Raw genomic sequence first — 12,667 nt, forward strand, 5'->3', positions numbered from 1 at the left:
AGGTAACAACGGTTATAATTCATTGCAAATTAAGAGCTAGCCAATGTTTGCTAGTGATTGGATCTACAGCCGCAGCCCTTTTGATTGTTTACTAAAAACTGTCGTCTGTAAAAAAACAGACCACAAATAAAGTAAAAGAGCTGCGCTGCTTTTTGTGGCATCAAGTTTTTGGCTTACTTTCATGCAACGAAATCATAACCGAGACCGTTGTGCGTCAGTGTAAAAACCCACCGCACGTTCAAGCACATTTGGTTTTTGCCGACACGCAAAGCCAACGCTGAAAAACCAAAAGAGCTTGCCCTTTCCCACCGCACCTGAACAGAATATTTACATTATATACACAGTTTTTTGAGATATTTAAAATAAACTGACTAAATTTGCAGCTGACAAAATAACGTCTGACAATGAACAGAATTAAGGAAGTGTTGGAACAGAAAGGAATTAAGCAGACTTGGTTGGCTGAAAAACTTGGGAAAAGCTACAATATGGTAAACGCTTATGCTCAAAACCGACAACAACCACGCTTGGAAACCTTGATGGAAATAGCGGAGATTTTAGATATTGACGTGAAAGAATTGATAATATCAAACAAAGAAAAATAGATGCCAGTAGACTTTTCAAAAATATTAGTGGTTGGAGTTTCTTCGAGAGCACTTTTCAATCTCGAAGAAGAAGAACAAATCTTTAGAGACAAAAATATTCGTGGTTTTCGGGAATACCAATTAGCTAATGAAGATAAGCTACTCGAAAAAGGAACTGCATTCCCATTGGTTGAAGCATTACTAAAACTAAATACACACGTTGATAAGAAAAGCCCAATCGTAGAAGTTGTAGTAATGTCAAGAAACAGCCCCGAAACAGGAGTAAGAGTTTTAAAAGCAATTGAAAACTATAAACTTCCAATAACAAGATGGGCATTTTCAGGTGGCGAACCACTTGCCCCTTTCATTGATGCTTTTGATATTGACTTATTTCTTTCTCGTGACGAAAGTGATGTTCAAAAAATTGCTGACACAGCAAATTGTGCAACTGCATTAATTTACGACCCACCACAAAATTTTGTACCTGAAACGGACAGAGTGAAATTTGCTTTTGATGCAGATGCAGTTGTGTTTTCAGAAGAATCTGAAATCATTTATAAAACCAAAGATATTGACGCATTCCATAAGCACGAAAAGGAAAATGAAGATGTTCCTTTGAATGATGGCCCTTTTGCAGTATTACTAAGAAAACTATCCGATATTCAAGACTTCCTGCCAGTTGAAAAGGAACTTTCACCTTTGCGTATTGCGATAGTTACAGCTCGAAATGCACCAAGCCATATGCGAGTAATCAAAACACTTAGACATTGGAATGTTTATGTTGATGAAGCTTACTTTATGGGCGGACTGCCAAAAGAAAAAGTATTAGAAGCCTTCGGTGCTCATATCTTTTTTGACGACCAACATACTCACCTAAGTGATTCAAGTAAAAAGATTCCTTGCGGACGAGTATTGTATAAAACGAATTCCATTCTCAAAAATTATGAGAAGGAAATTATTATTGAACCAAAGAAAGTAAAAGAGAACTAGTATGCCAACACTCAATTGGATAGGAAAAGATAAAGTGGTTAGCCACCACCAAGATGTACCATACAGAGTTTTGGAACACAAATATAGATTTACAGCCGACAAAGGAGAACAAACCGAAACCACCAACAGCGGAAACAAAATCATACACGGAGACAACCTTGAAGCCTTAAAAAGTTTGTTGCCCGAATACGAAGGAAAAGTAAAGTGTATTTACATTGACCCACCATACAACACAGGAAATGAAGGTTGGACTTACAATGACAACGTAAACCATCCGAAAATAAAAAAGTGGTTAGACGAAACATTAAAAGCTAAAGAACAAGACAGAGTTGCTGCGATTGGTTTAGATGACCTAACAAGACACGACAAATGGTTGTGTATGATGTATCCACGCTTAAAATTACTTCAAAAACTTCTTGACGATAATGGTGCGATTTTCATCAGTATAGATGACAACGAACAAGCGAATCTGAAAATGATTTGTGATGAGATTTTTGGAATTAGGAATTTTGTTGGAACATACTTTTGGTATAAATCAGGAACACCACCTAATTTATCACACAAGATTAAAAGAAATATTGAGTATGTACTTTGCTACACTAAAACCTTAAATTCAAATAAATTTCAAGGGGTTCAAAAAACAAGTAAAAGTGATGACCCAATTACTAAGCCCCAAAATTCATTCAAAGAACTAAGATTTAAACCAAAAAGCTTAAATATCGGATTGAAAGATGGGGTAATAAAAAAAGGAATTTATGGAACTGCAAAATTTCCTAATGAATTACTGAACGACTTAATTATAAAAAATGGAACTAACGAAAATGAAGTAACATTTAAAAATCGATTTATATGGGTTCAAGATAAATTAGATGAAGAACTTGAAAACAACACCTTAGTTAAAATAAACTCTAAATCTCTAGTTATTTCATATAAGAAACAAAACTATGCAAAGGAAGTTCCACCAAACTTCATTGATTCTTCTGTTGGTGTTGATACAACTGAAAATGCAGGGAGAATGCTTCACGAAATTTTCGGAAAGAAAGTTTTTGATTTCCCTAAAACACCTTCTTTAATTGAATATATAATCAATTTCTTATGTAACGAAAATGATATTATCCTCGACTCTTTTGCAGGTTCAGGCACTACGGCACACGCAGTTTTAAACTTGAACAAACAAGACGGTGGCAATCGTAAATTCATTTTGGTAGAAATGGAAGATTACGCCAATGATATTACAGCTGAAAGAGTAAAGCGTGTAACCAAAGGATATGGCACAGGTGCAAAAGCAGTAGCAGGAACAGGCGGAGCATTTGACTTTTACGAACTCGGCTTGCCACTCTTTGACGAAAACCAAAACCTAAACGAGAAAGTTGGCTTAGCGAAAATCAAGGAATACATTTGGTTTTCAGAAACTCGAACTTCATTTAAAGAGCCAAACAAAGAACCTTATTTTTTAGGTAAAAAGGATGAATCGGCATATTATTTCATTTACGAAAAAGACAGACTAACCACATTAGATTATGATGCTTTAGAACTCATAAAAACTAAAGGTGAGCAATATGTAATCTATGCCGACAATTGTTTGTTGCCAAAAGAATTTATGGCAAAGAAGAATATCATTTTCAAAAAAATACCAAGAGACATCACAAGATTTTAAGTTATGGAATTAAAAAGTTATCAGCGAAAAGTAATTGAGAATCTTGAAGAATACTTGGGCTATGTTCAAGAGCATAAAAGCTTGGCAAAAGCATTTAACCAATATTGGGAAGACAAAATAGGGCCTTACAATCCTTTGGATGGTACAGGTATGGAACCCTACAAAAACAACATTCCAAATGCCGCCCACGTTTGTGTAAAAGTGCCAACGGCAGGCGGTAAAACTTTTATCGCGGTTAATGCTTTGCATAGCATTTTTTCAGCTTACGATTCCGCAAAACCAAAGGCGGTTATTTGGTTAGTACCTTGGAGTAATTTGTTGCAACAAACCGTAAATACTCTTTCCAATCCTGAACATCCTTATCGTCAAAAACTCAATTCGCTTTTTAACAACCGAGTAGAAATTTATCAAAAAGAAGATTTGTTGCAAGGTTCAAACTTCAACCCAACGGTGGTAAAAGACCAGTTGAGCATTTTTGTAATGAGTTTTGCCAGCTTAAGAGCAAACAACAAAGAAGATAGAAAGGTATTTCAGGAAAACGGACAGTTAGAAGCCTTTGTGTCGCAATACAAAAACAGCGAACATATTTTGAGTGGTGTAGACAATACTGCACTAATCAATGTTTTACGTTACCTCAATCCTGTCTTAGTAGTGGACGAAAGCCACAACGCAGAAAGCGATTTGAGTGTAGATATGCTCAAAAACTTAAATCCGTCTTTCATTCTTGATTTAACAGCAACGCCAAAAGACAATAGCAATATTGTAAGTCTCGTTCCAGCTATTGAACTGAAAAAGGAACATATGGTAAAACTTCCTGTAATCGTCTACAACAACCACGATAAAACGGAAGTCATAAACAACGCTTTACACTTACAACGCAAATTGGAAAATCTTGCAAAAAAGCAAGAAGCCGAAGGCGGTAAATACATTCGCCCAATTGTATTGTTTCAAGCACAACCCAAAACCAAAGACGACAACACCACATTTGAAAAACTGAAAGAACAATTATTGGGTTTAGGTATTCCCGAAAGTCATATCAAAATCAAAACTGCCAATATTGACGAATTGAAAGGCATTGACTTGATGGGCAAGGAATGTGAAGTTCGTTACATTATTACCATCAACGCATTGAAAGAAGGTTGGGATTGTCCGTTTGCATACATTTTGGCATCATTAGCAGACAAATCAAGTTCGGTAGATGTGGAGCAAATTTTGGGTCGTGTTTTACGTCAACCTTATGTACAGAAACACAAATCATTTCAATTAAATCTTTCTTATGTACTTACTGCATCTGCCAAGTTCAATGAAACTTTACAGAGCATTGTAAAAGGATTGCAAGAATCAGGTTTTAGTGAAAAAGATTATCGCAAAGTCGATAAAATGACCGAAGAAGAGAAGAAAACGGTTACAACTGACCCAGTTGAATCTTTCCTTTTCCCAGAACAACAAGCCGAAGAACAAGAAGAAACGATAGACAAAAACAGAGTTACGTTTGACCCAAATGCAGACGAAGAAGAAACTGAAACAACTTCGGTAATTACAGAAATTGAAACTATTGCGGAAGAGCAAAACCGACAATTGGAAGAGCAAATAAAAGAACAGGAAAAACAACCTGTTGACGAAAATATATTTCAAGAAATGGGTACAAAAGTAAAACGCTATAAAGTCAAGGATTCCAATAAGGATTTCATTGATAAAATTGAGTTTCCGCAGTTCTTCATTAAAGTAACAGCAAGCGACATTTTCGGTACAGAAGAAGAATTGCTTAATCGTGAATCCTTGCTAAAAGATTTTAAACTTTCAGACGAAGACATCAAAATAGACTTTGACCAAATTTCATCTGACTTGTATAAAATTGATTTAGAAGAATCTAAAAAGAACGAATACAGACCGTCTTTTACCAAGATTGAAGACAATATGGTAAAAGACCCAATTGCAGAATACATTTTAGCCAAGCCAAAAGACAACCAAATAACTGACATCACGCATCAAATGATGCAGATTATTGGAAATATGTACCCAATTCCCGACCAAGAAATCAAGGTTTACATTGGGCGTATTTTGAAAAGTATGAACACCGAACAACTTCGAGATATTTTAGTAAGAAAGTGGAGTTATACGGATAAAATAAAAGGTAAAATCCGCCAATTGGCTGATTCGTACGCAGAAGGTCGTTTTATGGACTTATTGAAATCCAAAAAAATAAACACCAAAGCAAATTGGAAATTAGGCAACGAAATTGTGCCAGGAAATACAGGCTCATCCATTGGAAATTCACTTTACGAAAGAGAAGGCTCAATGAACGGATTTGAAGAACGAGTTGCAATGGAAATCGGAACTTCCTCAAATGTTGCGTTTTGGCATAGAAACTTAGAACGTGGAAAAGGATTTTACATCAATGGATTTAAAGCCAACCACTACCCAGATTTTATTATGCAGACAAAATCGGGAAAGACGATTTTAATAGAAACCAAAGGCGACCATTTAGACGGTTCAGACAGTGAAGCAAAATGCAGACTTGGAAACGAATGGGAAAGACAAGCAGGAAATGACTTTGCCTACTTTATGGTTTTTGACAAGAAAGAAATTAAAGGAGCTTATACGTTGGACAAAGCAAAGGAATTGATAAGTAAAATGTAAAGCCCACGCTATTTGTAAGCACATTTAAAAGCCGCACCAGCCAACGCTCGACCAAAGCTTTTAAAAGAGCTTCCAAATCAAACGCAAGACAGATACGACATTGAAAAACGAGATGAAAAAAGAACACCGAACGCACAACATCACCTATACGCAAGCAGGGGTTTCGTGCTTCGTAGGACAGGAAAGTGCTATATTTGAAGTTCAGTTCTTCGTAGGAAGTTCAGTGGTAAAATCCCTGCCTGCGTATAGCTGAAAACCGTTATGGGCAAGTTTAACGGAAAAAATGAAATAAATTGAAAAGTATAGCTAAGCAATAAGAGAAAAAATATGAAATATTTGACAATCATTTATTTAATGACATTCATCCTTCCTTGTGCCGCTCAGGTTGTAAAATCAAAAGACGGTGTTTCATTGGGACAAAGGAGCGAATTCATATCCGCTTGTACAAAAGGTGCGGACAAAAAACTAATGAATATTAATGGAATGGAAATTGAAACCTATAAATACTGTGCATGTGTATGCGACAATTTAATTCCAACAATAAACAGTTGGGAAATGGAAAGAGCAATGAAAGAAAATAAAATGACCGATTTATTTCTAAAAGATGAAAATTTGGAAATATTAATGAAGTGCCTTGAAGGAAATTTTAAAATTAATGATGACTATAAATTTGAATATACTGATAACCCTGAACTACAAAAAAAAATCGGAATAAAAAATTGTGTTAACGAAATATTGAGCGATGATGAAATGAACGAAATATGGACAAAAGAATTAGCTGAGGAATATTGCGACTGTGCAATTAGTAAATTACTATCTGCTGGTTACACGTATAAGGATATTCTTGAAATAGAAGACGAAAATAGTGCCAGTTTCAATGAAATTGCTCTTCCTTGTGTAGCTGAAGTTTTCAAGACAAACACTGAATTCAAATCCTCAAATTCATACAACATTTATGATATAAAAGGAGGGGGATATCGCAGCCTTATTCCATTGGTTGACTATTTGGGTCAAGGATATAAAATTAAAATAAATATTTCAGGTGTGGTAAAATACTACTTATTTGACACTGGTGCAAGTGATTTAATAATTAACAGAGATACGGAGAGAGAATTACTATTGAATGGGGTTTTAAAAAAGGAAAACTATTTGAATAAAACCGAATATACCTTAGCAAATAATCAAACAGTAAAAGCTCAAATGGTAAAACTTGACAATATTATCATTGGCGACTACACCTTAAATAATGTTGTAATTGCTGTAATTGATGAGGGTTCTTTACTTTGTGGTAAGAGTTTTCTTGATAAGTTTAAAAAATGGGAAATAGACAAACAAAATAATGTTTTGATTCTTTATAAATGAAATGAATATGACGAAAACCAGCCCATAACAGCACCTAAAAAAAATGGCGGGGGCAAGTGCGAATATAAACAGTTTAGCAATTAATAAACATTGTGCGTATAGACAGTTTAGAGTTCCAAATCCGCCACTTCTTTTAGCTGCAAAACGTTACCCTTTATTATAGAAAAACCAGCTAATGTTCTTTTTTAGAGAACTATTTTATATATTTGCCTTTTAATTGAGCAAATGAAACGAATAATTGCGAAAAGTACGCTACGAGAATATTGGGAAAAACACGCTGATTCGGAACAGTATTTAAAGACTTGGTACGATACAGCGAAGAGCGCCAAATGGTTCTCGCCAAACGATGTAAAACAAACCTATATTAATGCAAGTATTCTAAAAGATGGTCGTGTTGTTTTTAATATTAAAGGAAACTCGTACCGACTTATTGTGAAATTCAATTACGAAAAACAATGGGCATTTATTCGTTTTATTGGCACACACGCTGAATATGACAAAATTAATGCTGACACAATTTAAAAACGGATATTATGAAACTAAAGCCAATTAAGACGGAAAAAGATTATCGAAATGCTCTTGAGCGTTTAGAAGTGATTTTCGATGCTAAAATTGATACAAAAGAAGGAGATGAAGCGGAAATACTTTCACTTCTCATTGAGAATTATGAAAACGAACATTATCCGATTGAAGCACCAGATCCAATAGAAGCTATTAAAATCCGAATGGAAGAATTAAATATGCGCCAAAAGGATTTAGTCGGAATAATCGGAGGAAAAAGTCGCGTTTCAGAAATTCTGAATAGAAAGAAAAGATTGACTGTAGAAATGATTAGAGAATTGGAAAAGATACTTCAAATTTCAGCTTCAGTTTTAGTCAATAATTATCAACTTGCGCCAAAATAACAAAGGGTAACAGCGCATATAGCAAATAGCGGCCAATCATTGTGAAGAAAGCCGCTACTTGCCATATACGCACACGTTGTAACACATTACAGAAAAATCCTGCTATGAACAAAATCTTACTATTCTTAACAGTAGTATCTTTTACAAATTGTAAATCACAAATGGAATTTAATCTTGACAAAACATTAAAAATAGAAAGACGTGATATGATTGTTATGGAAATTGACACATATCTAAATGAAAAATCTGAATACGGAGAAAAAATTGAGAAATTGAATTTTTCTCAACGAACTTTTCTTTTTGTTGAAAATTTAGAACGTGAAATAAATAATGGCGGATTTAATCAATTCTATTTTAATTCGAGTGGAGATTTTAGTCAGGAAACTGTAAAAGCTCTATTGGAAATCGGAGCGGAAAAAACAGCGGAAATTGTAAAAAAAGCAAACTCGGAATTTAAAAACGAAACTGTTTCAAAAGACAGAACGCAAAGACAAAATGAACTCGAACTGATTGAGGAAAAAGCCGAAGAAAACTGGAACAAATGTGATTCGGAATTTTATGAATATCAAGATGATTTAACCGAATTATTAATTGCATTTGTAATTAAGAACAAAACTGAATTTGAAAAATAACGTGTTACAACACCGTATATAATTTATTGCTAGTTCTAGCCTACTTACGAAAATCTTCGCAGATTTTCTATTCGGTTTTTATTTGCTAAATTAGGTGTTTGAAACACGCAACAAATCATATACAATCTCGTTGGCAGTAATTTTGACCCGTCCTGAAATATGTATACACTAAAACAAATGTATATGTATAAAAACGATGGATATGTAAGACGATACAGTGAGAGTTTTAAACTCAAAGTCCTTGATGAACTCACCAAGGAAACCACTCTAAAAGACAGGTAGGACTGCTCTACGGCATCCAACCCAGTACCATTAACGAATGGATAAAAAAGTACAATCGCAAAGATTTAATGAACACCCGTGTACTCAGCAAACAGACGATGAACTTACCTGAATAAAAGCCCTGCAAAAGGAGCTTAAACAGCTAAAGGAACTTTATTAAGAAAGACCTAGACAAGCTTATTGATGATAGTTATCTCAAAGTAGCAGCTAATAAATTAGGCTACAAAGATGTTTTAGAACTTAAAAAAAAACTAAACATCTAGCACTAATGGAAACTATAGACAATAACCCAAAAGAAAGGCCTTTTAGCATCCTTACGATTTGCAATGGATATGACTTGACTCGTGATGCATTTTATAAATACAAAAAGCGATATATCAAGCGAATAACAATTGAAAACCAGGTGTTAGATATCGTCCACAAAAGAAGAAGGACCCTGCCTAGAGAAGGTGCCAGAAAACTGATGAGATCACTAAGATCTGACTTTGAAAGGCACAACATCAAGATAGGAAGAGACCAACTATTACGGATTTTAAGAGACAATGACCTGTTGATTAGACGAAAGAAATATTCGTCCAGAACAACTAATTCACACCATAGGTTTTACAAGTACAAGAATTGTATTAAGGATGTTATAATCAATAGATCAAACCAAGTGTGGGCAGCAGATATAACCTATATAAGAACCATAAATGGGTTCTGTTACTTGGCGCTCTTAACGGATATGTATTCCCGCAAAATAGTTGGCTACGACCTTAGTGACAGTCTTGAGTTGACAGGATGTGTTAGAGCACTTAAAAAAGCTTTGTATCACAATAAAGGATTCGAAAATCTGACTCATCATTCAGACAGAGGAATACAGTATTGCAGCAATGTATACACGAACGAGCTCAAGCTAAAAAGAATCACAATCAGTATGACAGAGGAAAATCATTGCTATGAAAACGCGCTAGCAGAACGAGTAAATGGAATATTAAAAGACGAATTTTATCTCGACCAGACCTTTGCCAGTGTGGAAGAGGCTAAAAAAGCAACCAAAAATGCAATCAAACTTTATAACTCTAAAAGATTACATTTATCTTTAAACTATGAAATACCTAATAACGTGCACCAAAATGCAGCTTAATCTTAATCAATAACCTGTAGACGTATTTTAGGACGAGACATTTAAAACAACAAACAATATGAAGAAATATTTTTACTCTGATGGAAAAGAAAAGTATGGGCCTCTAAGTCTTGATGAACTAAAGCAACAGGGCATTTCTAAACAAACTTTGGTTTGGTTCGAAGGACTTGACGATTGGACACCAGCAGGAGAACTTGATGAAATGAAACCCATTTTAGAACTGCAACCTCCGCCTATTTTAACTGAAGAAAAAACCGAATCAGGTGAACCAGAGGAAAAGACGGTAGAAGCTATTGAGAAGAATGAAAGTCAAAGCAGACCAACTAAGAAAGGAATGTTTTCCAGTCCATTTTCGTTTGACGGACGAATAAGGCGAACAGAGTACGGGATAAGCCTTATTATTTATGTTATAGTTGCAACTTTTGTAAATGCCATTGTAGAATCAGGAGAAGTACCAATTATTGGGCTTGCCTATATTCCAATGCTTTGGTTTTTATGGGCACAAGGTGCAAAGAGATGTCACGATGTTGGAAATAATGGATGGTGGCAGATTATCCCATTCTATGTTTTTTGGTTGTTGTTCCAAGATGGGCAGCCAGGATTGAATGAATACGGTCAAAATCCTAAAGGCTAACCTATGAGAATTGTTGCTTTTATAATACTTTCCTTGTTTGCCCTGCCCATATTCGGGCAATCTTTTTCTGAATCAGACATAAAAGAACTTGCCAATCAGGTCAATGAACAAATAAAGGGTGTAGATATTGGAAATGGCATTACAGCAAAAGGTTGTTTAGCATTGGGTAGAACTTTAATATATCAATATGATGTGCCAGATTATTGGGAGGCCCCCAGTAATATAAAAGAAGAATTGATATCAAATCTGAAAACTGCAGGTGCTGCAAAAAACTACTTTCTGTATGATATTGATGTTGATTTCTATTACTACAAAGGAAACTCCTTGATTAAAAAAGTCAGTGTTAAATCGAATGAATTTTCAACATACAACTTTGAACTTGGAGAATATCTGAGCATTAAAGACCACATAAAATCTAAGGATGTCAATCTAAAGTTGAAAGTCCCACAAGGTTGGGAGGTTAAGGAGGGAGACAGACCGAACATTGTCAAGAAGTTTACTAAAGATGGAAATACCTATTTAATCCTCATAAAAGACAACATGACCTTCTTTTCTCGAAGTGAGAGTAAAGAATTATTGAGTGATAAAAGTTTTGTAAATGAATTCGTTGAAGAATCAAGTTCTTTTATGAAAAATTCAGGTGTCATTGACAAATCTGTTGTAACGATTGACACCTATCCTTCTGTAACCTTTAAAGTAAGAGGTAAGATGGAAAGGTCGGGTATTACCATTCCAATGATAATGAGATGTTGGGTTGTGTTTTATGAAGACAAAATCGTTTTTCTTCAGTCAATGGGGATTGATAATGCCGAGTTCAAGGCACTTGAACAACTTTATTTTCTCATTACTAATTCAGTGATTTTTCCTGACCAATACAATTAAAAATGGGCAAATATTTTTACACAGATGGAAAAGAAAAATATGGTCCTTACTCGAAGGAAGAGTTAAGAAATCAGCCAATTTCTCGAACAACGAAGGTATGGTGTTACGGAATGGATAAATGGACAGAATTATCTCATGTGCCGGAACTGAGTAATGTCCTCAATTCGATTCCTCCAGAACTAAATACAACCCCTCCTATTAAAAAAGAATCAAGTACAGTTGAACCTAAAACTGAAACTGAACCAATTCAGAAAGTAGAACCCAAAACACAACCTTCTAAAGAGATAAAGAAATCCTCAAATTTCTCAAAATGGGTGATAGCAATTATCGCTGTAATCATTATTTCATTATTTGCTTACGCGGTTATTCAAAACCAATCAGAAGTAAATCAATACAATGAAATTGCGGCAAACTCTTATGATTCTGACGAAGACTTTGACATGTATGTACAAAAGTTTTATCGGGACTTAGAGTTCTATGGCATCTATCCTAAAAAACCTAAAGTACAAATCATTAAATTTTCAAAGCTTGACCAACTCGACAATACAACACATATTCATGGACTTTCCTTTGGAAGTGGTGATGACGACAGAATTGAAATTTATATCAATCCCTCAACTTGGAAACAGTTTAACAAACCCATGAGATACTTTTTAATGTATCATGAACTTGCACATGATGTGTTGAATTTGGACGACTTAGAACCAAAATCATGGCATGAAGGCAAACTAATGTACCCAGCAATTTCAAGCTATGAAAACAAGAATATGGATGACTTTATTGAAAGTGCCCATGCTTTATTTGAAGAACAATCAGAGTAAAAAATATAAAAAAACTACCGCCAACATTGGCTATACGTAATGCGGGCGAAAGTGCTGATATGAAAGTAATTACATTAAACAAAATTTTCGGTTAGCGGACAGTAAAGTGCCTTGAAATCCTGCACTACGCATAGCCGAGACCGTTGCCAAGCATA

At 34.9% G+C, this 12,667-nt stretch carries 12 protein-coding genes; all 12 read left to right on the forward strand.

Features of this window, described 5'->3' with window-relative positions; all coding sequences use genetic code 11:
* Positions 1-404 precede the first annotated feature (404 nt).
* Positions 405-602, forward strand: a complete 198-nt coding sequence (locus KG732_RS12730; protein ID WP_105045438.1) for a helix-turn-helix domain-containing protein — start codon at positions 405-407, stop codon at positions 600-602.
* Complete coding sequence (locus tag KG732_RS12735; RefSeq protein ID WP_213524364.1) at positions 603-1,571, forward strand: 5'-nucleotidase; 969 nt, start codon at positions 603-605, stop codon at positions 1,569-1,571.
* A 1-nt stretch (position 1,572) separates the two neighbouring features.
* Positions 1,573-3,228 (forward strand): site-specific DNA-methyltransferase, encoded by a 1,656-nt coding sequence (locus tag KG732_RS12740; RefSeq protein ID WP_213524366.1) that lies wholly within the window; start codon positions 1,573-1,575, stop codon positions 3,226-3,228.
* Positions 3,229-3,231: 3 nt separating this feature from the next.
* Complete coding sequence (locus KG732_RS12745; RefSeq protein ID WP_213524368.1) at positions 3,232-5,868, forward strand: DEAD/DEAH box helicase family protein; 2,637 nt, start codon at positions 3,232-3,234, stop codon at positions 5,866-5,868.
* A gap of 327 nt (positions 5,869-6,195) precedes the next feature.
* Complete coding sequence (locus KG732_RS12750; RefSeq protein ID WP_213524370.1) at positions 6,196-7,230, forward strand: aspartyl protease family protein; 1,035 nt, start codon at positions 6,196-6,198, stop codon at positions 7,228-7,230.
* A gap of 225 nt (positions 7,231-7,455) precedes the next feature.
* Positions 7,456-7,752, forward strand: a complete 297-nt coding sequence (locus tag KG732_RS12755) for a type II toxin-antitoxin system HigB family toxin (protein ID WP_213524372.1) — start codon at positions 7,456-7,458, stop codon at positions 7,750-7,752.
* Between the two features lie 11 nt (positions 7,753-7,763).
* Complete coding sequence (locus KG732_RS12760; protein ID WP_213524374.1) at positions 7,764-8,135, forward strand: helix-turn-helix domain-containing protein; 372 nt, start codon at positions 7,764-7,766, stop codon at positions 8,133-8,135.
* Between the two features lie 104 nt (positions 8,136-8,239).
* Positions 8,240-8,767 (forward strand): DMP19 family protein, encoded by a 528-nt coding sequence (locus KG732_RS12765; protein ID WP_213524376.1) that lies wholly within the window; start codon positions 8,240-8,242, stop codon positions 8,765-8,767.
* Positions 8,768-9,317: 550 nt separating this feature from the next.
* The gene (locus tag KG732_RS12770) at positions 9,318-10,175 is read left to right on the forward strand and encodes an IS3 family transposase (RefSeq protein ID WP_213524378.1); all 858 of its coding nucleotides are present in this window, start codon (positions 9,318-9,320) and stop codon (positions 10,173-10,175) included.
* Positions 10,176-10,233: 58 nt separating this feature from the next.
* Positions 10,234-10,809: a DUF805 domain-containing protein gene (locus tag KG732_RS12775; protein ID WP_213524380.1), complete on the forward strand. Its 576-nt coding sequence runs from the start codon at positions 10,234-10,236 to the stop codon at positions 10,807-10,809.
* Between the two features lie 3 nt (positions 10,810-10,812).
* A complete protein-coding gene (locus tag KG732_RS12780; RefSeq protein WP_213524382.1) occupies positions 10,813-11,691 on the forward strand; it encodes a hypothetical protein in 879 nt (292 codons plus the stop codon).
* 2 nt (positions 11,692-11,693) lie between these two features.
* Positions 11,694-12,512 (forward strand): DUF4339 domain-containing protein, encoded by an 819-nt coding sequence (locus KG732_RS12785; RefSeq protein ID WP_213524384.1) that lies wholly within the window; start codon positions 11,694-11,696, stop codon positions 12,510-12,512.
* Positions 12,513-12,667 lie beyond the last annotated feature (155 nt).

The organism is Nonlabens sp. (assembly GCF_018401815.1).
In the GTDB taxonomy this organism is placed as follows: Bacteria; Bacteroidota; Bacteroidia; order Flavobacteriales; family Flavobacteriaceae; genus Nonlabens.